The sequence below is a fragment of the Anaerocolumna chitinilytica genome, assembly GCF_014218355.1.
Classification (GTDB): domain Bacteria; phylum Bacillota; class Clostridia; order Lachnospirales; family Lachnospiraceae; genus Anaerocolumna; species Anaerocolumna chitinilytica.
This window is the reverse complement of record NZ_AP023368.1, coordinates 5,030,714-5,049,384: the sequence shown is the minus strand read 5'-3', so window position 1 is coordinate 5,049,384 and position 18,671 is coordinate 5,030,714. Positions and strand designations below refer to the sequence as shown.

The window sequence follows — 18,671 nt, the reverse complement described above, 5'->3', positions numbered from 1 at the left end:
TTGCAGATTTCTTGTAGAAGGGAGTAACACAATGAAGATCATTATGTTAGGCGCACCAGGCGCTGGTAAAGGAACACAGGCTAAAAAAATAGCAGAAAAGTTCAAGGTCCCTCATATTTCAACAGGTGATATTTTTAGAGCTAATATCAAGAATGGCACAGAACTAGGTAATAAGGCAAAGGTTTATATGGACCAGGGCCTTTTAGTACCCGATGAACTTGTAGTTGACCTTGTAGTTGACAGAGTAAAACAGGCAGACTGTGAAAAAGGTTATATACTGGATGGATTCCCTAGAACAATTCCTCAGGCAGAGTCATTAGATAAGGCTCTTCTTGCTATTGGCGAGAAAGTAGACTATGCCATTAATGTTGAAGTGCCCGATGGTGATATCGTAGAGAGAATGGCTGGAAGAAGAGCTTGCTTAAATTGCGGAGCTACTTACCATCTTGTAAATATTCCTACCAAAGTTGAAGGAATCTGCGATGTTTGCGGTAGTGAAATCGTATTAAGAGAGGATGATAAGCCGGAGACAGTTTTAAAACGTCTTGAGGTATATCATAATCAGACTCAGCCGTTAATCGATTATTATAACAAGCAGGGAATTTTAAAAGAAGTAGACGGAAGAAAGACCATGTCTGATACTTTTGAAGATATCCTGGAAATACTCAAATAATGAAAGAAACAGATGCAGGGAGAGCTTATGTCAGTAACAATTAAGTCAGAAAGAGAAATTGGTTTAATGCGGGAGGCCGGGAAAATACTTTCAGCCGTCCATGAAGAACTAAGAGCAATTATAGTACCGGGGATAACTACCATTGATATTGATAAAAAGGCACGGGAGTTAATAAAGGGATATAATTGTATACCCTCCTTTCTTAATTACAACGGCTATCCTGCATCTGTCTGTGTTTCCGTAAATAATCAGGTGGTTCATGGAATCCCCTCCAAGGGAAGAGTATTAGTAGATGGAGATATTGTAAGCTTGGATGCTGGTGTGATATACAAAGGATATCATTCAGACGCCGCAAGAACCTGGGCAGTAGGGGAGATTACGGAAGAAGCAGAGAAACTGATACAGGTTACGAAGCAAAGTTTTTTTGAAGGTATTAAATATGCAAAATCTGGCAATCATCTAAATGATATATCTGCAGCTATCCAAACATATATTGAATCCTACGGGTTTTCCGTTGTTAGGGATTTGGTAGGGCATGGTATTGGAACAAAGCTTCATGAAGATCCTCAAATTCCGAATTTCTCTCAAAGAAGAAGAGGAATAAAACTGGAAGCAGGGATGACATTTGCTATAGAGCCTATGGTAAATGCAGGGCGACCTGAAGTATATTGGGAAAATGATGACTGGACTGTAGTAACGGAGGATAGGTCTTTATCCGCACATTACGAAAACACCATCTTGATAACGGACGGGGATCCTGAAATTCTTTCCTTATAAAAGTAAAATAACAACGAAGCTTGTGTGAAGTGATAAGCATTCACATTATGATTGGTAACAGTAAGGTACAATTTGCCGGCATACTGCAAATTAATAGAAGTTGTTTGCAAAGGAGCTGGTATGAACTTATTAAAAAAGCAAAGTTCATAAGAGACTTGTACCTGCAAAATCCTCAGTCCAATCTTACAGCAAGTTGGGAAGGACATGACTGACAGAGTGGAATATCAAATAGGAAGAGGCATCGTATCTACCGCAGGTCATGATATAGGAAAATGCTATGTCATATGCGGAGTAGATTCAGAATATGTATATTTAGTGGATGGTGTACTAAAAACCTTAAATAATCCTAAGAAAAAAAATAAAAAGCATGTAAGACTCATAGAAGGCGTTGAAAATCTCCTTCCATGTATGAATGATGATACAAAAGCAACCAGGAATGAAGATATCAAAAAGGCAATAAAAACTTACAATAAGATAAGAAAAGGGGAAGGAACCCTTTAGTCTGTTGTATTTCTTCAAATTGTGGAGGTGACTTAATGTCAAAATCTGATGTAGTTGAAATCGAAGGAACCGTTATTGAAAAACTCCCGAATGCCATGTTTCAGGTAGAACTGGAAAATGGTCATAGAGTTTTAGCACATATTAGCGGAAAACTACGTATGAACTTTATTAAAATTGTACCCGGTGACAAAGTAACATTAGAACTATCCCCTTATGATTTGACCAAAGGAAGAATTATTTGGAGAGATAAATAAAGTGTTAAATTTTACTTGATTTTCTATCTATCAGATGTTATAATGATAGACGGACTTTTTTTGAAAGGAGTGAATTACTGTGAAAGTAAGGTCATCAGTAAAACCCATCTGCGAAAAGTGTAAGATTATTAAAAGAAAGGGAAGCATCAGAGTAATCTGTGAGAATCCCAGACACAAACAAAGACAAGGCTAATAGTCAGTTAAGGCTGTCCTGTCGGAAGCTTAACTGTTTTATATAATACGTTTATTTTATAAACGATATAAATAGTTCTTGCTTTCTGTGTTACAATCTGCATTTTGCAATTGTGATATTGTGGGTGAATCAAAAGATTCATCTTGAAATCTATGGGGTTTCAGCAGATTAACCCTAGGGGTAGTCTGTCACAATTTAAAGCGGCTGCGCAATGAAACACCAGGAAGAGTTGTTCATTGCGAAAACATTATTCTGATTGAAAATGTTTGAAAGAAGTATCAAATAGAATGCTGCTGCAAAGAAAATAATTGCCGCATCATTCGTGAAAAGTAATAAGAGGTATGCATTTCACCATATGGCCTGGTTAAACGCTAAGAGCGCAGTAAGATGGCTGTATGATACCTAACTATAACTTTTCATTGTAATCTTTTGGCGAATATCGAGCTTTGCTCTGGTATTCCCAAGTATGTAGTTGAAAATAGAAGTTTTGTTTTCAGCCTGACGTACTATTTGGCCGCAAGGCCGCTCAATGTCGGATGTGAAATGTTCTTATTTCACGCTAACCTTAAAAATTAACGGAGGTGTAATACGCACATGGCTCGTATCAGTGGTGTAGATTTACCAAGAGAGAAACGTGTTGAAATCGGTCTTACTTATGTATATGGTATCGGCAGAGTAAGTTCTAACCGTATTTTAAAAGAAGCAAATGTTAATCCTGACACACGCGTTAGAGATTTAACAGACGAAGAAGTTGCCAGAATTCGTGATATTATTGATGCAACACAGATGGTAGAAGGTGATTTGCGTAGAGAAGTAGCTCTTAACATCAAGAGACTTCAGGAAATCGGCTGCTACAGAGGAATCCGTCATAGGAAGGGTCTTCCTGTTCGCGGACAGAAGACTAAGACAAACGCAAGAACCAGAAAAGGTCCTAAGCGTACAGTTGCTAATAAGAAGAAATAATTAGGCTTCAGTTACTCCGGAATTTCGAGAGGTCTTGAATTCTCCGGTGCCAAATGACGCATTTTTGTGTTGTTTGGAAACAACAGTTCGTATGGACTGCGTGGCTGAACAGTCACGAAATAAGGTAATTAAAATCCAATAGGAGGGTTTGTTAAATGGCTAAGAAAATAGCAAAAAAAGTGACTAAGAAACGTGTTAAGAAAAACGTTGATCGTGGACAGGCACATATCCAGTCATCTTTTAACAATACAATTGTTACTCTGACAGATGCAGAAGGCAACGCCCTTTCCTGGGCTAGCGCTGGCGGCTTAGGTTTTAGAGGTTCCAGAAAGTCAACTCCCTATGCAGCACAGATGGCAGCTGAAACAGCAGCTAAGGCAGCTTTAGTTCATGGTTTAAGATCAGTTGATGTTATGGTTAAAGGTCCCGGATCAGGAAGAGAAGCAGCAATCCGTGCACTTCAGGCTTGCGGCATTGAAGTAACAAGTATCAAGGATGTCACACCGGTTCCTCATAACGGATGTAGACCACCTAAACGCAGAAGAGTCTAATAGGAGGTAAGTAACAATGGCAAGAGACATGGGTCCTGTATTAAAGAAATGTAGAACACTTGGACTGGAACCGGCTTATTTAGGAATTGATAAGAAGTCCAACAGAACTTCTTCCAGAGCAGGTAAAAAAGTAAGTGAATATGGTACACAGTTAAGAGAAAAACAGAAAGCTAAGTTTATCTATGGCGTTCTGGAAAAACCTTTCAGAAATAACTTTGAAAAAGCAAAGAAAATGAAAATCGGTACAACCGGTGAAAACCTTATGATTCTTCTTGAGCTTAGACTGGATAACGTAGTTTTCCGTTTAGGATTCGGCAGAACCAGAAGTGAAGCAAGACAGATTGTTGACCACAAGCATGTTTTAGTTAACGGCAAGTGCATCAACATTCCTTCCTACACAGTAAAAGCTGGAGACGTTATTGAAATCAAAGAAAAATTCAAGAGCGCACAGAGATATAAAGATGTATTAGAAGTAACAGCTGGAAGAACTGTTCCGGCTTGGCTTGAAGTAGATCACGAATCCTTAAAAGGATCTGTAAAAGAGATTCCTTCAAGAGATCAAATTGATGTTCCGGTAAATGAAGTGCTTATCGTCGAGTTGTATTCTAAGTAATCATTAATCGTATCATAATAACCCAAAAGGAGGGTCCTATTGTGTTTGATTTTGAGAAACCAAAAATTGAAATTGCAGAAATTTCTGAAGATAAAAAATTTGGACGTTTTGTAGTAGAACCTTTGGAAAGAGGATACGGTACAACCTTGGGCAATTCTTTACGCAGAATTATGCTTTCATCCTTACCCGGAGCTGCAGTCAGCCAAGTTAAGATTGAAGGCGTGGTTCATGAATTTAGCGCGATTCCCGGAGTAAAAGAAGACGTTACTGAAATTATAATGAACTTAAAGAGCCTTGCAATTAAAAATACCAGTGAGACAAATGAGCCTAAAACGGCTTATATCGAATTCGAAGGAGAAGGTGTCGTAACAGCAGGAGATATCCAGGCTGATCCTGACATTGAGGTTTTAAATCCGGAACTGGTTCTTGCAACTCTGAACGGTGGAAGTGACAGTAAATTATATATGGAAATCACTATCACAAAAGGCAGAGGCTATATTAGTGCAGATAAAAACAAGAACGACGACCTGCCTATAGGTGTAATTCCCATTGATTCTATCTATACTCCTGTTGAACGTGTTAATTTAAGCGTTGAGAATACTCGTGTTGGACAGATTACTGACTTTGATAAGCTTACACTTGATGTATTTACTAACGGAACTTTAGCTCCCGATGAAGCTGTCAGCCTTGCTGCCAAGGTTCTGAGCGAGCATCTGAATTCCTTTATCGATTTATCTGAAAATGCCAAGACAGCAGAAATCATGGTAGAAAAAGAAGATAACGAGAAAGAAAAAGTTCTGGAAATGAATATTGACGAACTGGAGTTATCCGTTCGCTCTTATAATTGTCTTAAGAGAGCCGGCATTAATACGGTTGAAGAATTAACAAATAAAACTTCTGAAGATATGATGAAGGTAAGAAACCTTGGTCGTAAGTCCTTAGAGGAAGTACTTGCAAAACTGAAAGAACTTGGTTTATCACTGAATGTAAGTGATGACTAAGCTGATACGTCAAAGGAGGGAATGTAATGGCAGCCTATAGAAAACTTGGAAGAACATCCAGTCAGAGAAAGGCATTGCTGAGAAATCAGGTTACCAGCCTGTTATATCACGGCAAGATCAGGACAACTGAAGCCAAAGCAAAAGAAATTCGTAAAATTGCTGAAAGCTTAATCGCTTTAGCTGTTAAAGAAAAAGATAATTTCGAAACAGTTACTGTTAAAGCAAAAGTTGCCCGTAAAGATAAAGAAGGTAAGAATGTTAAAGAAGTTGTAAACGGAAAGAAAGTTAACGTTTATGATGAAGTAGAAAAGACAGTTACAAAAGACAGTGCATCCCGTCTTCACGCTAGAAGACAGATGTTAAAGCAGCTCTACACTGTAACAGAAGTTCCTACAGAAGCAGCTGGAAGAAAGAGAAATACAAAGACTGTTGATGTAACAGATAAGCTTTTTGAAGAAATCGCTCCTAAGTATGTAAACCGTAACGGTGGTTATACAAGAATCGTAAAGATTGGCCAGCGTAAAGGTGATGCTGCAATGGAAGTACTCATCGAATTAGTTTAATCCTATATATAGAAAAGACAGAAGAAACTTAACTAAGTTCTTCTGTCTTTTTTTGCTGTTACTTAAGCAGTTTAGGATAGGGAAAGTAACGAAATTCTGCTTTTCCTATTATCTCATCTTTTGTAGCATAGGTATGTTCCCAAAATCTTGAATCAAAGGAGTCGTTTCGATTATCGCCCATCATAAAATAAGAATCTTTGGGAACGGTGTAAGGACCGTAATCGCCCACAGGAGTTTCTCTAAGGTAATCTTCCTTTAAGGGTTCAGTACTTCCGTTAATGTACACTTTTCCATCCTTTATCTCAATGGTATCCCCAGGAAGTCCGATGATGCGCTTTAAATATCTCTGAGTTTCATCATCCGGAAAATAAAAGACAACGATATCTCCGCGTTTGGGTTCATGGAAATGGTAGCTTAGTCTCGAAGCTATAATCCGGTCACCGATCATAACGGTATTCTCCATGGAGCCTGTAGGAACCTCGGCACTGACAATTACATAATGATTTAAAAGAAATGAAAGTACAAGAGCAGCCAGGATAACTTTTACCCAGCTTAATATCTCTTTTTTAGCAGAGAAAGGCTGTTTTTCTTCCTCTGTGTGTTTCTCAGGTTCATTCGGCATATTTTCTGACATATGTTATCTCCCTTTTTGCATTTATTAAAACCTATTTATGACAATTCCCTATTATTTTAACACACATAGAGAAACGTAACAAGGAGTATGGGAAATATATAGTACGAATTAAGATATGGCTTTCATTGTTTGAAATACAGATAAATGAATAAGCACCTATGAAAAATACATTGCATTTATGGAGATAATAATTTAAAATGTAAAAAGTATTTACAATAGTATTGACAGCTAATATCAATTTCTATTTGGCGGTTTCAAACCGCATGCTTTGGCAGTATGGAGGTTTCGTATGGAAATGGTAAAAACAGAAGGTTTAGTGTTTGAATATATAAGGCGCAACGATGAAGGTGAAGTCGAGTCTATCAACCGTGCAATTGACAATGTGGATTTAGGGATAAAAAAAGGTGATTTTATAGCGATTCTGGGGCATAATGGTTCCGGTAAATCAACACTTGCCAAACACATTAATGCCATACTAACTCCGACAGAAGGTTCTATCTGGGTAGATGGCATAAATACCAAAGAAGAAGAGCACCTTTGGGATATCAGACAAAATGCAGGCATGGTCTTTCAGAATCCGGACAATCAGATAATAGGAACTGTAGTAGAAGAAGACGTGGGATTTGGTGCGGAAAATTTGGGAGTTCCTACGGATGAAATATGGGAAAGAGTTGAAAAAAGCTTAAAGGCAGTTGGTATGCTTGATTATCGAAAACATTCACCGAATAAACTTTCAGGCGGTCAAAAACAAAGAGTAGCGATAGCTGGAGTTATGGCTATGAAGCCCCAATGCATTGTACTGGATGAGCCGACGGCTATGCTTGATCCTATGGGCCGTAAAGAAGTTATTGAGACGGTTAGAGAGCTAAATAAAAAGGAAAAAGTTACGGTTGTTCTCATTACACATTATATGGAAGAGGTTATCAATGCAGATAAAGTCTTCGTTATGGACAAGGGTAAAGTTGTTATGGAAGGTACACCGAGAGAAATCTTTAAAGAGGTGGAAAAACTGAAACGATACCGCCTTGATGTTCCTCAGGTAACGGAATTAAGCTATGAATTGCGTCAAAGGGGGCTTAATATACCCGAAGGAATATTAACAGTTGAGGAACTGGTAAAGGCGCTTTGTGCACTAAAGGGAGAAAAAGAAAAGAGGTAATCATGCCAATTATAATAGATAAGCTGCAGTATGTATACAGTCCTCAAACGGCATACGAAAAGCATGCATTGAAGGATATAAATCTAGTTATTAATGATGGAGAATTTGTTGGCTTAATCGGACATACAGGCTCTGGAAAGTCGACTCTTATACAGCATCTGAATGGCTTGCTTCGGTCTACAGGTGGGAAAATCTACTTTAACGGCCAAGATATATATGAGAAAGACTTCAATATGAAATATCTAAGAAGTAAAGTTGGACTTGTCTTTCAATATCCCGAGCACCAATTATTTGAGACAACGGTTTATAAAGATGTTAGCTTTGGCCCAAAAAATCTCGGTCTAGATCAGCTTGAAGTGGATATGCGTACTTATGAAGCGATAAAAATGGTCGGGTTGGGAGAAGATATGATTGATGCTTCACCTTTCGAGCTTTCCGGCGGTCAGAAGAGAAGGGTTGCCATAGCGGGTGTATTAGCAATGAAACCGGAAGTTTTAATCCTTGATGAACCTACTGCCGGACTTGATCCAAAGGGACGGGATGAAATCTTAGAGCAGATTAATAAACTTCATAAGGAAAGCAATATAACCATCGTACTGGTTTCCCATAGCATGGAAGACGTAGCGAAATACGCTGATAAACTGATAGTTATGAATAAAGGAAGCGTTGTATTTCAAGATACACCTCATAAGGTATTCGAGCATTATAAGGAATTGGAAATGATGGGTCTAGCAGCACCCCAGGTAACTTATGTGATGCATGAGTTAAAAGACAGAGGAATACCGGTAAAAACCGATGCGACTACGATTGAAGAGGCGAGAGAAGAAATATTGAAGTGTTTATTGCGGTAAATGCAAAGGTACTATATACACAAAAGAAAACTATCGTAACAATCTAATTTTAAGAAAGAGGTTAACATGATTCGTGACATAACAATCGGACAATATTATCCTGCCGATTCCCTGCTTCATAAATTGGACCCAAGGGTGAAATTAGTCGGAACTATTTGTTACATCGTCGCCCTGTTTATTATAAAACCTTACACAGGATATTTGCTAGCGGCATTGGCCTTATTTGCTGTCATAAAGATGTCAAAAGTACCGCTGAAATTCATATTAAGAGGTTTGAGGCCTATTATAGCAATCCTTCTATTTACAGTTGTATTTAATTTGTTTTTTACCCAAGGCGACCCGGTAATAACATTTGGAATTATCACAATTACCAAACAGGGAATCAAGCTGTGTATTACTATGGCAATACGCTTAATTCTGCTCATAATCGGCTCATCCCTAATGACTTTTACTACGACTCCTAATAATCTGACAGATGGGTTAGAGAGTCTTCTAGGGCCTTTAAAGAAGATAAAGGTTCCGGTACATGAGATATCTATGATGATGTCAATTGCTTTAAGATTCATCCCCATCCTTATGGAAGAGACAGATAAAATTATGAAGGCACAGATGGCCAGAGGTGCTGACTTTGAAAGCGGTAACCTGGTCAAGAAAGCCAAAGGTCTTATTCCTTTATTGGTACCTCTGTTTGTATCGGCATTTCGCCGGGCAAATGATCTTGCCATGGCAATGGAGGCCAGGTGTTACCGTGGCGGTGATGGCAGAACAAAGATGAAGCCTCTTAAATATAAGGGAAGAGATATCATATCTTATTTTGTTTTAGTGGTATTTTTAGCAGCAATTATTTTGATGAATCATGTTGGTCTGGTGTAAACCTTACTTGAGATTTATTATATCAATACAACAGAGAAACTAACGTTCAATATAATATGAAGAGTAGACAAAGCTAGTAAATAGTATAGTTTAGATTTCAATTTACAAGGCTATTAATGCAAGAAAGAGGCAAGATGAAGAGAATTATGTTGGTGGTAGCCTACGACGGTACAAAATACTGTGGGTGGCAGGTGCAGCCAAACGGAATAACAATAGAAGAAGTTTTAAATAAAGTGCTGAGTGAACTGCTGCAGGAACCCATAACCATCATTGGAGCCAGCAGGACGGATTCCGGAGTACATGCATTGGGAAATGTAGCGGTCTTTGATACGAATAGCAGAATACCCGGAGAGAAGATTTCTTTCGCCTTAAATCAGAGGCTTCCCGAAGATATTGTAATTAGGGAATCAAAAGAAGTAGAGGAGGACTTTCATCCCAGACGCTGCGTAAGCCAAAAAACATATTGCTACAGAATATTAAATTCCAGGTTTCCTGTACCTACAGAAAGACTCTATTCCTACTTTGTATACTATCCTTTGAAGGAAGAATTGATGGCAGAAGCAGCGAGTTATTTGATTGGCACTCATGATTTTAAGAGTTTTTGCTCCTCCGGTTCCCAAGTAGCAGATACTACCCGGACCATATATGACATTAAAGTTGAAAGATCCGGAGATGCTATTACTATCAGGATAACGGGAAATGGATTCCTCTATAATATGATAAGGATTATTGCCGGAACTTTGATAAAAGTCGGTCTTGGTGCCAGGCCTCCTGTTAACGTGAAAGAAGCGTTGGAAAAGAAGGATCGTGCTGCGGCAGGTCCAAAAGCTCCTGCACAGGGATTAACCTTGGAAAAAATTGAATACAGCAATAAAAGCTATTGACACTGTATGTACATTATTGTATAATATGGAGATGTGACGTGAGAATACCAGAGCCAAGCCCCGGTAAGGTATTTTAACATATATTACTTTGAAAATGATTATTGATTGAATGAAATAAGGAGGGTATCCAATGAAAAGCTATATGGCAAGCGCATCAACCATTGAAAGAAAATGGTATGTGATAGATGCAACAGGACATACTTTAGGACGTCTTTCATCCGAAATTGCTAAAATATTAAGAGGCAAGAACAAGCCTACTTATACACCTTTCATTGACACCGGTGACTATGTTATCGTTGTAAATGCTGAAAAAATTAAAGTGACCGGTAAAAAGCTGGATCAAAAAATATACTACAATCATTCCGACTATGTTGGCGGTATGAGAGAGACAACCTTAAGGGAATTAATGGCTAAGAAACCTACTGATGCTATCAGCATTGCAGTTAAGGGTATGTTACCTAAGGGACCTTTAGGAAGACAGATGATCACAAAATTACACGTATACGCTGGTCCTGAGCATGAGAATGCAGCTCAGAAACCGGAAGTATTAGAGATTAAATATTAATCCAGACTGAAAGGAGGAAAAAACATTGGCTAAAGCAAAATACTACGGAACCGGAAGAAGAAAAAGCAGTATTGCCAGAGTATATTTAGTACCTGGAACTGGTAAAGTTACAATCAATAAAAGAGATATGGATGAGTATTTCGGACTTGAGACATTAAAGTTAATCGTTCGTCAGCCTCTTACCATTACTGATACAGTAGATAAGTTTGATGTACTTGTTAACGTTCACGGAGGTGGTTTCACCGGCCAGGCTGGCGCAATCCGTCACGGAATCTCCAGAGCTTTATTACAGGCTGATCAGGAATATCGTCCTGCATTAAAGAAAGCTGGTTTCTTAACAAGAGATCCTAGAATGAAAGAAAGAAAGAAGTACGGCTTAAAAGCAGCTCGTCGTGCTCCTCAGTTCTCAAAGAGATAGTCTGTGCCGTTTGTGGAATCGTGCAAAACCGCATATTTACTGGCTTCTTGAAGTTCTGGAATGTCGTAAAATGGTGTGGATTTAATACGGTAACTAACAAGTAACTAACAAAAATATAGGATGTTTTAAGTGCTAATCAGTGCTTAGAACATCCTTTTTTGATATCGTTTTTTAGGCAAACTTCTAGGAATAAATATATTCTTCATTTTGCTCTCCTTCATTTTTCAAGTTCCTTATGATTTGGAACTTGTATTGTGGGATTAAATTTGGTTGATTGCTTATAGAGTATTGGGAGGTGAAGTTTAATGGGAGAAGTAAATTACCAGATTGAGCTTCCGTCATTTACAGGGCGAATGTTCCGATTGCTAAAATACAAAAGCCATCGGAAAAGATGCCCAATATATAAGAGTCGGATTGCAAAAAGGGATTCTCAAATTTGGATATGCATTCAAGATGGAGAATTCCTCAGAATACAACTACTTTTGCCCTGGCAAGAAGGCATAGGAAGAAATTGGATATTTCAAAGAAGTATCAAGGGCAGTGTAGCAACAAAGAAAGAAGGGAGTGGTTTTATTGGGATTCCAATAAAAAAGTCCTAACCCAAAGGGAAAGGACTTAAAGACAACCAGCAGAGCTGATATATCTTATCTCGCAAATATAATTATATCAAAAGCTTCTTAATAGAAGGAGATCCAGGAGAAGGTAAGACAACACTTGCACTAACATTAGCGGCACTACTTAGCAGAGGGCAACCTCTTCCATGTGATGAAGATATACCATATGAGCCAATTAACATTATCTACCAAATTGCGGAGGATGGGATTGACGATACGATAAAGCCAAGACTTGAAAAGGCGAATGCAGACTGTAGCAAAATCCATGTGATTGATGAAACAGAGAAAGAACTGGGTATGACGGATGAAAGACTAGAGCAGGCAATCGCTGAAACAAAAGCAAAGCTTGTAATTCTAGATCCGATTCAAACCTATATCGGTTCTGATGTAGATATGCACCGAGCCAATGAGATACGATTCGTATTAAAGCGCTTAGGGATAATTGCTGAAAAGTATGGATGTGCCATTGTTCTAATCGGTCACATGAATAAAGCTTCTGGCTCAAAGTCAACATATCGAGGACTTGGCTCTATTGATATTCAGGCAACGGTTAGAAGTGTATTACTAGTAGCAAAAATACCAGATAAACCCAACATTCGTATTATGGCACAAGATAAATCAGTCTTGCGGCGGCAGGAGATTCCATTGGATTTGAAATATCAGAAGACAGAGGATTTGAGTGTATCGGTCCATATGACATAACAGTAAATGAACTGCTTGCAGGGAAAGAAGGCAGAGGTCGAAAGAAGTTAGATGTAGCTATTGCCTTTATCAAGGAATACTTCGGAGTAGAAAGCGAAGTTTCTTCTAAGGATATTGAAGAGGAAGCATCTAGAAAAGGTATAAAGAGAAATGCAACGCATGATAGAGAAGATAGAAATGTCTATTATGTTAATGGTACAAGAGATTTTACCATTGAGCAAGCATATGACAAGTTGTTTGAGGCTTCTTATCAGGAGTGGAGACAAAAGGAGATTAAGAAAAGTCGTGGGGATTGGTGTCCTGATACTTATTATGAGAAAATCAAGCAGGATAAACAGAGCATGAGCAGTATGAAATTATCTGGCAGATAGGAGATATGGGAGATACGGGATATGATAATAATTTCTATGATTCGCTATTTGCGGAACGGGCATTGCTGGACTTTGCAGAACATATGCTGACCGAAGTCCCGAATGTAACTTTTCTAACGAAAGATAGAATTGCTGATCCAGATTGGAAGCCAGCATTTGAGGAAGGAATTGTAATCAATAATATGGCTTTTAATGGAGATGAATCAGCACCACATCTTCATATGACTTTTATCCTTTATGTGAAGAATTGTAGTAGAGGGCAAAGTGTTCAGAATGCATTTTCACAGACATTTAAACGAATGGGATATGCAACCACCATGAAGCAAGCTGTTGATGAATCTGATAATCTGGTCTGGCAAGATACACCACAGGGGAAAGTTCCACAGATGAAAAAAGTGGAGTATGGAGCCGTGACTTGGATTGAGGAGCAGAGTGAGTGGATTGCTGACTATATGCAAAAGGAACTTGGCTGGGAGCGATTCTTTAAGGGTAAGAATGAACGTGGCGATTTGTTATTATCGGATTATAGACGAGAGCGAGCTGCTGAACGAGCCAAAGAAGCTGAAAAGATAGTTTTCTTGGTGGAAACAGATTTGAAAGCGAAAGAAAAAGCAGTTACGGAGAAAGCTTCTACTATATTTAAGCTAGATGAAATGCTGACAGATAAAAAGATGAATCTGGAGCAAGTTGATGGTACGGTTCGGTATTATGATTGAAAGTTAGATTTGGCAAAGAAGGAACTTACAGTTGTGGAAGACGATTACAAGGTAGTTTCTGCTAAACTGGAAGAGAAAAGTCGAAAAGCAGAAATAGCGGAAGAAGTCTTTTTCATGTATAGCGGTGCTGGCTCTGACAAGGAGCATGATTTGTTTGAAGAAGTGGTTCAGCTTCGGTACGAGAATGAGAAGAAAGACGGAGAAATTCGAAGTTTGAAGCAGAAGTTGAATGACGCATATGAGTTTGTTAAGCGATTTATGATTGGGGAAATGACGCTATTTGAGAAATTTATGTAGGGAGTGAAGAAAAAGGTAAGGGACTTTGTGGGAATCTAATTTTATGAGAGCCATCGGCTCTCATATTTTTGAATATATATAAAATAAGTATTTTGATACTTGTGATAATTATTTGTATAAAAACTTGAAAAATGTGGCAATAATCTAGAGAGTTTGTTATAATGAAAAAGATTCTACGTGAATTTATTATGATAGGAATGAGGGTTGTAATGGAATATTACATTGTTAGGTTTCCACAAAAAATATCGACATTTAATTTATATTTTGAGATTCTACCTCAAATAAATAAGTTTATTAATTGTAGTATTTATGAAAGTAAAAGACTTTTTTTGGATTGGGGAATTGTTGATATTGTAAATCCATTAGTTATACCGGATTTATTAGTCATGGGCAAATGGATCAAAAAAGTATGTGGAAAAAGTGCTGTTTTATATATACCAACAAAAGAAACGTTATTGTCATATTTAGACAATGTTAAGTTTTTACAATATAACAGTGATGATGAAATTTATGAGGTTTTAGAAGAATATATAGGCGGATATTTGCCCAAAAAAGATCCCAATAAAAAGACATATCACATTGAAAACAATTATACTGAAGACATGATATGGAATGTTATGGGCACTGTGCAAGACAGTTTTTCGGCTATTTATGATAAATGGGATAACAATAATAGTATTATAGTGATGAATATGATATGGAATTTTTGTGTTAATTCTACTAGGCATGGTAAAACAGATTGTTATGTAACTTTTCAAAATCTTAAATCAATACAAAAATTTATGGTGTCTGTTTCTGATTGGGGGACGGGAATTTATACTTCAATGTATGAAAGAGCTTGTAAAGATGAAATAATGAATTTACATTTTATGACTCCAAAGAGATTGGTTGAATTAAAAAATGATAAGTATAAAGAACTACATGCAATAATGGAAGCCATTTTTTATAGAAGTGATACACCTGATTTTGGTATATATGATGCTGTTTCAGAAACGGTAAAGAGAAAAGGAATAATTAGAATAAGTTCAAACGATACTAGAGTAGTTATAACTGATAATTTTTATAATAATTTTGTTTCAATACTCCACGAAAATAAAGAAAAATATTTTTCCGAAATAGACAAGGCAATTAAAGATGAAAAAAATATTTTTGTTGATGAGGGTATTTATATGCCAGGAGTTCAATGTGAGCTTGAAATAGGTTTTCAGTAGGGGTGTGTGATGATAATAAAATTAAAAAACTATGATTACGGGTATATTTCAATAAAATATGAGTTATTTTGGCAAAGCAACGTAATTGATTATTTTCAAATGGAAGCTAATGAAGGGGAGGCTCAACCAACTAGAGAATTTGTTACAAATGGTGCGGTGAGTTCCATTGTTGATGAAATAAAGAATTTTGAGTCAGATATTATCATTCTTGATTTAGAAGAAATTGCTAGCGCAGATAAAGTTTTTCACCAATTTGTTGAAATGGAAAAAACTGTTTTATTAATAAATGTATCAGAAAAATTGTGTTCAATAATAAAAAGCGAATTTGGTAGTAATATCGTGTGGGAAAAATGGTATGGAGAGAATTCGTTGGTAATGAGTACCAAAGCTCATATGTTACAAAGCATAAGTAAGGAATCTCTCATAGCTGAGTGTAGCGATATATATACAACTAAATTAGTTGAAACTTTGTTATCTGAAGATATTTATTTAGATTTAAATAAGTACAATGAATCTTCTAATGTGTATTTGTCAAAGTACATTAATGTTAAAAAAATTTATGCAAAACCTGATATGTTAAATTTTTGTTTGTATGGATTGTATAGACATATTTTAAAACATAACAATGAATTTGATAGTTTTGTTTGCACAAGTAATAATGGCGCTGTATTAGCAACGGTACTAGGTGCTATATTTAGAAAAAAAGTATTGTATTTACTAAATCTTGGACCAAAAGTTATAATAAAAGAAAAGGATTTATGGAAGAAGATAAATAAGCATAGTAAATATTTCTATGTGTATGATGTATTATGTCTTGGTACAGAATTAAAAATATTAAATGTAATTTTAAACATGCATAGAGCTGAACTTGTTGGTGGAATTGGAATAGGACGAGTATTGCCGTTAGTGAGATATAGTGGAGATATAAATTATGAAGCATTAGTAGATATTACTAAGTATAAAAGTGAATTTAAGTATAGTATAAATTTATATGATGAAAAGGGGTAAACTAATGACTTATGAAGAAGATGAATATGATTGCATAAAATATTTAGAAAATTCAATTTACATAGAAAATTTTAATACTCTTCGGGGAATTTTCAGAAAAAGATTAGACCAAGGAGCAGCAAGTTCAGAAATAAAATTTACGACACATGACTATTCAACTCATTGTAAAAATATTTATAAGATTATAAGTGAAACGGTTGTTGATTTTAGTAAAAAACCATCTAAAAAAACTATATTTTTATTAGATGTTGCTGTTTTATTACATGATATTGTTATGGCTGATAATACTGAGTTGAGGGAAACACATGCAAAAGATGGACAAATGTTTGTTTTGGATGCAATTTATTCGAATGATCGAAATGAGATTAATAGTGTTTTAGATGCTAGTAGTGCTAAAATTATCGCATCAGCTATTTATGGACATGGAAATATTAAAAATAATGTTGGAGTAAAGGTAAATACATTAGAAGAACTATATAAAAAATATGAACATACGAAAACTGATGATGATAAATTAGCTTGTCAAATAGGAGCTGCTTTACGCTTAGCTGACGAATTAGATTCAACAGTTGATCGAATTAATAGACCACAAAATGAATACCACTTTAATGAAAACTTAGAGAAAGATAGACTGTCAAAAAGTCATCATATGAAATTGGTATTAGTTGATAAGATTTATAAAGATCCCGAAAAAAATGATCAACTTAAGATTGCTACAAATGATTACTATTTTGAAAAAAATGGTTTTAATGATGATTTGGGAGAAATGATATTAGAAGTAAAAAATAAAATTATTAAAGAATTAGAATGTATAAATAGTTACATATCGCATAAAATAGATGGTTGTTTTTATCGAATATTTCATAGTGTTGAAATTGAAACTTACAACTCAGATATGCAGATATATTTAGACCATCCTAAAAAAAAAATAAAAAAGTATTAATATCCGATCAAGAAATAAGTGTATATCTTGAGGAAGAGATAAGGAAAAAAAAGCTATTACGAACAGGAAATTATAAAATAAATAGCAAAATATGTACGCATGAATGGATAGATATTGCTGAATTATTAGATGATGAATCAGTATTGAAGAAGATCGTTTCAAAATTTTTTGAACTATCAAAGAATGTAGTTAGCCAGTATGGAAAAGAAAATGTGATTATTGTTGCTGCAGGCACAGAAGGGTTGAAAATTGGAACATTATTGGCTTATGCTTTGGGATGTTTATATACATATTATATTCCGGAATATTTGGAAAAATCTGAACAGGATATATCCATAGAATGTGAGAACAAGCATATTATAATTGTAACTGATGCTATAGCTACAGGTGATACTGTTGACGAAATAATAAATAAATGTAAAATTCAAGTTTCAATGATAAAAAATATATTATCAATATTTGGTAGAGAAATAAAAGATAATGAATCATGGAAATATGAAAAAATTGCAGTATATCTTAATACGAGTTTTCAGTTAGATGTAATAAAGCAAGAAGAATGTCAAATAAAGCAAGCATATGGAAAGTGTATTTGTATCGATATGTAAATATGGAAAGGAGATTTTATGAGAATTATTGAACCGTCATTTGAAATTTTAGATGAGATAAAGGGAGACGAGATACTTAGGAAGATCGAAATTATTGGAAGGGTTTGCTATAAAAGCGAGGATCGTATTACGGAAGATTCATCAAAAAAATTCATATCTAGCATACTTAAAAATGGACATGAGTCAGTAATTGAACATGAAAAAATCTCAGTTAGAATAATATGTGATAGGGGAGTCACGCATGAAATTGTTCGACATAGAATAGCAAGCTATAGTCAAGAAAGTACTCGTTATTGCAATTATAGTAATGAAAAATTCGGAAAAGAATTAACTTTAATTAAACCAATATTTTGGGATGAAAATAGTGAACAATATAAGTTGTGGCTTGAGTCAATGGATCAGATTGAAAAAGCATATAATAAAATGATAGAAATGGGAGTAACACCTCAAGAAGCTAGGAGTATTTTGCCAAATAGTTTAAAGACTGAAATAGTTGTAACGATGAATTTACGTGAGTGGAGACATTTTTTTAAGCTGAGAACATCTACAAAAGCACATCCGCAGATGAGAGAAGTGGCTTGTAAAATGCTTGATAAATTCAAAGGCATAATACCAATAATATTTGATGATATAAATTATTAGATTGAAGCACATAGTTATGGGTAACAAACACGTAACTAACACTCCATTCAAAGAATCCACCATTTATGCGGTTCTACACTTATCAAACA

At 36.0% G+C, this 18,671-nt stretch carries 26 protein-coding genes; 25 read left to right on the top strand and 1 reads right to left on the bottom strand.

The features are described from left to right. The first annotated feature begins 31 nt into the window (after positions 1-31). From bsdcttw_RS22015 to bsdcttw_RS21970, 10 genes are all read left to right on the top strand, one after another. Complete coding sequence (locus tag bsdcttw_RS22015; protein ID WP_185256923.1) at positions 32-673, top strand: adenylate kinase; 642 nt, start codon at positions 32-34, stop codon at positions 671-673. A gap of 27 nt (positions 674-700) precedes the next feature. Continuing rightward, the gene (gene map / locus bsdcttw_RS22010) at positions 701-1,450 is read left to right on the top strand and encodes a type I methionyl aminopeptidase (protein WP_185256922.1); all 750 of its coding nucleotides are present in this window, start codon (positions 701-703) and stop codon (positions 1,448-1,450) included. A 204-nt stretch (positions 1,451-1,654) separates the two neighbouring features. Continuing rightward, positions 1,655-1,951 carry a KOW domain-containing RNA-binding protein gene (locus bsdcttw_RS22005; RefSeq protein ID WP_185256921.1) on the top strand — a complete coding sequence of 99 codons (297 nt, stop codon included), beginning with the start codon at positions 1,655-1,657 and terminating at the stop codon, positions 1,949-1,951. A gap of 35 nt (positions 1,952-1,986) precedes the next feature. Then, positions 1,987-2,205: a translation initiation factor IF-1 gene (infA, locus tag bsdcttw_RS22000; protein ID WP_033168705.1), complete on the top strand. Its 219-nt coding sequence runs from the start codon at positions 1,987-1,989 to the stop codon at positions 2,203-2,205. Between the two features lie 79 nt (positions 2,206-2,284). Next, on the top strand, positions 2,285-2,398 hold the full coding sequence (rpmJ, locus tag bsdcttw_RS21995; RefSeq protein WP_073285411.1) for a 50S ribosomal protein L36: 114 nt from the start codon (positions 2,285-2,287) through the stop codon (positions 2,396-2,398). Positions 2,399-2,992: 594 nt separating this feature from the next. Beyond that, entirely contained in the window at positions 2,993-3,361 is a 369-nt protein-coding gene (rpsM, locus tag bsdcttw_RS21990; RefSeq protein ID WP_185256920.1) for a 30S ribosomal protein S13, read from the top strand. Positions 3,362-3,516: 155 nt separating this feature from the next. Beyond that, positions 3,517-3,912 (top strand): 30S ribosomal protein S11, encoded by a 396-nt coding sequence (gene rpsK, locus bsdcttw_RS21985; protein ID WP_185256919.1) that lies wholly within the window; start codon positions 3,517-3,519, stop codon positions 3,910-3,912. Between the two features lie 16 nt (positions 3,913-3,928). Continuing rightward, positions 3,929-4,525, top strand: a complete 597-nt coding sequence (rpsD, locus tag bsdcttw_RS21980) for a 30S ribosomal protein S4 (RefSeq protein WP_185256918.1) — start codon at positions 3,929-3,931, stop codon at positions 4,523-4,525. A gap of 41 nt (positions 4,526-4,566) precedes the next feature. Then, positions 4,567-5,526, top strand: a complete 960-nt coding sequence (locus bsdcttw_RS21975) for a DNA-directed RNA polymerase subunit alpha (protein WP_073278637.1) — start codon at positions 4,567-4,569, stop codon at positions 5,524-5,526. 26 nt (positions 5,527-5,552) lie between these two features. Then, positions 5,553-6,089, top strand: coding sequence for a bL17 family ribosomal protein (locus tag bsdcttw_RS21970; protein WP_185256917.1), 537 nt, complete (start codon positions 5,553-5,555; stop codon positions 6,087-6,089). A gap of 58 nt (positions 6,090-6,147) precedes the next feature. On the opposite strand, the gene lepB is transcribed toward bsdcttw_RS21970, so the two are convergent. After that, positions 6,148-6,723 carry a signal peptidase I gene (gene lepB, locus bsdcttw_RS21965; protein WP_185256916.1) on the bottom strand — a complete coding sequence of 192 codons (576 nt, stop codon included), beginning with the start codon at positions 6,721-6,723 and terminating at the stop codon, positions 6,148-6,150. 289 nt (positions 6,724-7,012) lie between these two features. Here lepB and bsdcttw_RS21960 point away from each other — a divergent pair, with 289 nt between their 5' ends. The 15 genes from bsdcttw_RS21960 (at position 7,013) to thyX (ending at position 18,582) form a co-directional block, all read left to right on the top strand. Continuing rightward, entirely contained in the window at positions 7,013-7,882 is an 870-nt protein-coding gene (locus bsdcttw_RS21960; protein ID WP_185256915.1) for an energy-coupling factor transporter ATPase, read from the top strand. A gap of 2 nt (positions 7,883-7,884) precedes the next feature. Then, positions 7,885-8,733, top strand: a complete 849-nt coding sequence (locus bsdcttw_RS21955; RefSeq protein ID WP_185256914.1) for an energy-coupling factor transporter ATPase — start codon at positions 7,885-7,887, stop codon at positions 8,731-8,733. A gap of 66 nt (positions 8,734-8,799) precedes the next feature. Then, on the top strand, positions 8,800-9,606 hold the full coding sequence (locus bsdcttw_RS21950; protein WP_185256913.1) for an energy-coupling factor transporter transmembrane component T family protein: 807 nt from the start codon (positions 8,800-8,802) through the stop codon (positions 9,604-9,606). Positions 9,607-9,740: 134 nt separating this feature from the next. Continuing rightward, positions 9,741-10,490, top strand: coding sequence for a tRNA pseudouridine(38-40) synthase TruA (gene truA / locus bsdcttw_RS21945; RefSeq protein ID WP_185256912.1), 750 nt, complete (start codon positions 9,741-9,743; stop codon positions 10,488-10,490). Positions 10,491-10,620: 130 nt separating this feature from the next. Continuing rightward, positions 10,621-11,055: a 50S ribosomal protein L13 gene (gene rplM, locus bsdcttw_RS21940; protein ID WP_185256911.1), complete on the top strand. Its 435-nt coding sequence runs from the start codon at positions 10,621-10,623 to the stop codon at positions 11,053-11,055. Positions 11,056-11,080: 25 nt separating this feature from the next. Beyond that, positions 11,081-11,473 carry a 30S ribosomal protein S9 gene (rpsI, locus tag bsdcttw_RS21935; protein ID WP_185256910.1) on the top strand — a complete coding sequence of 131 codons (393 nt, stop codon included), beginning with the start codon at positions 11,081-11,083 and terminating at the stop codon, positions 11,471-11,473. 305 nt (positions 11,474-11,778) lie between these two features. After that, positions 11,779-12,072, top strand: coding sequence for a hypothetical protein (locus bsdcttw_RS21930; RefSeq protein ID WP_225903728.1), 294 nt, complete (start codon positions 11,779-11,781; stop codon positions 12,070-12,072). Positions 12,073-12,114: 42 nt separating this feature from the next. Continuing rightward, positions 12,115-12,789, top strand: coding sequence for an AAA family ATPase (locus tag bsdcttw_RS25125; protein WP_330602451.1), 675 nt, complete (start codon positions 12,115-12,117; stop codon positions 12,787-12,789). A 376-nt stretch (positions 12,790-13,165) separates the two neighbouring features. After that, a complete protein-coding gene (locus bsdcttw_RS21920; protein ID WP_185256909.1) occupies positions 13,166-13,876 on the top strand; it encodes a hypothetical protein in 711 nt (236 codons plus the stop codon). A gap of 9 nt (positions 13,877-13,885) precedes the next feature. Continuing rightward, the gene (locus tag bsdcttw_RS21915) at positions 13,886-14,173 is read left to right on the top strand and encodes a hypothetical protein (protein WP_185256908.1); all 288 of its coding nucleotides are present in this window, start codon (positions 13,886-13,888) and stop codon (positions 14,171-14,173) included. A 161-nt stretch (positions 14,174-14,334) separates the two neighbouring features. Next, a complete protein-coding gene (locus bsdcttw_RS21910) occupies positions 14,335-15,384 on the top strand; it encodes a hypothetical protein (protein ID WP_185256907.1) in 1,050 nt (349 codons plus the stop codon). 9 nt (positions 15,385-15,393) lie between these two features. After that, positions 15,394-16,392, top strand: coding sequence for a hypothetical protein (locus bsdcttw_RS21905; RefSeq protein ID WP_185256906.1), 999 nt, complete (start codon positions 15,394-15,396; stop codon positions 16,390-16,392). A gap of 4 nt (positions 16,393-16,396) precedes the next feature. Beyond that, positions 16,397-17,335 carry an HD domain-containing protein gene (locus bsdcttw_RS21900; protein WP_185256905.1) on the top strand — a complete coding sequence of 313 codons (939 nt, stop codon included), beginning with the start codon at positions 16,397-16,399 and terminating at the stop codon, positions 17,333-17,335. Positions 17,336-17,478: 143 nt separating this feature from the next. Further along, complete coding sequence (locus bsdcttw_RS21895) at positions 17,479-17,940, top strand: phosphoribosyltransferase (protein WP_185256904.1); 462 nt, start codon at positions 17,479-17,481, stop codon at positions 17,938-17,940. A gap of 18 nt (positions 17,941-17,958) precedes the next feature. Next, positions 17,959-18,582 (top strand): FAD-dependent thymidylate synthase, encoded by a 624-nt coding sequence (gene thyX, locus bsdcttw_RS21890; protein WP_185256903.1) that lies wholly within the window; start codon positions 17,959-17,961, stop codon positions 18,580-18,582. The last annotated feature ends 89 nt before the right edge of the window (positions 18,583-18,671 follow it).

Excerpts from the sequence above, each read along its gene's own strand:
- bsdcttw_RS22015 (WP_185256923.1), top strand. The coding sequence starts at position 32 with ATGAAGATCATTATGTTAGGCGCACCAGGCGCTGGTAAAGGAACACAG.
- map (WP_185256922.1), top strand. The coding sequence starts at position 701 with ATGTCAGTAACAATTAAGTCAGAAAGAGAAATTGGTTTAATGCGGGAG.
- bsdcttw_RS22005 (WP_185256921.1), top strand. The coding sequence starts at position 1,655 with ATGACTGACAGAGTGGAATATCAAATAGGAAGAGGCATCGTATCTACC.
- infA (WP_033168705.1), top strand. The coding sequence starts at position 1,987 with ATGTCAAAATCTGATGTAGTTGAAATCGAAGGAACCGTTATTGAAAAA.
- rpsM (WP_185256920.1), top strand. The coding sequence starts at position 2,993 with ATGGCTCGTATCAGTGGTGTAGATTTACCAAGAGAGAAACGTGTTGAA.
- rpsK (WP_185256919.1), top strand. The coding sequence starts at position 3,517 with ATGGCTAAGAAAATAGCAAAAAAAGTGACTAAGAAACGTGTTAAGAAA.
- rpsD (WP_185256918.1), top strand. The coding sequence starts at position 3,929 with ATGGCAAGAGACATGGGTCCTGTATTAAAGAAATGTAGAACACTTGGA.
- bsdcttw_RS21970 (WP_185256917.1), top strand. The coding sequence starts at position 5,553 with ATGGCAGCCTATAGAAAACTTGGAAGAACATCCAGTCAGAGAAAGGCA.
- lepB (WP_185256916.1), bottom strand. The coding sequence starts at position 6,723 with ATGTCAGAAAATATGCCGAATGAACCTGAGAAACACACAGAGGAAGAA.
- bsdcttw_RS21960 (WP_185256915.1), top strand. The coding sequence starts at position 7,013 with ATGGAAATGGTAAAAACAGAAGGTTTAGTGTTTGAATATATAAGGCGC.
- bsdcttw_RS21955 (WP_185256914.1), top strand. The coding sequence starts at position 7,885 with ATGCCAATTATAATAGATAAGCTGCAGTATGTATACAGTCCTCAAACG.
- bsdcttw_RS21950 (WP_185256913.1), top strand. The coding sequence starts at position 8,800 with ATGATTCGTGACATAACAATCGGACAATATTATCCTGCCGATTCCCTG.
- truA (WP_185256912.1), top strand. The coding sequence starts at position 9,741 with ATGAAGAGAATTATGTTGGTGGTAGCCTACGACGGTACAAAATACTGT.
- rplM (WP_185256911.1), top strand. The coding sequence starts at position 10,621 with ATGAAAAGCTATATGGCAAGCGCATCAACCATTGAAAGAAAATGGTAT.
- bsdcttw_RS21930 (WP_225903728.1), top strand. The coding sequence starts at position 11,779 with ATGGGAGAAGTAAATTACCAGATTGAGCTTCCGTCATTTACAGGGCGA.
- bsdcttw_RS21920 (WP_185256909.1), top strand. The coding sequence starts at position 13,166 with ATGGGAGATACGGGATATGATAATAATTTCTATGATTCGCTATTTGCG.
- bsdcttw_RS21910 (WP_185256907.1), top strand. The coding sequence starts at position 14,335 with ATGAAAAAGATTCTACGTGAATTTATTATGATAGGAATGAGGGTTGTA.
- bsdcttw_RS21905 (WP_185256906.1), top strand. The coding sequence starts at position 15,394 with ATGATAATAAAATTAAAAAACTATGATTACGGGTATATTTCAATAAAA.
- bsdcttw_RS21900 (WP_185256905.1), top strand. The coding sequence starts at position 16,397 with ATGACTTATGAAGAAGATGAATATGATTGCATAAAATATTTAGAAAAT.
- thyX (WP_185256903.1), top strand. The coding sequence starts at position 17,959 with ATGAGAATTATTGAACCGTCATTTGAAATTTTAGATGAGATAAAGGGA.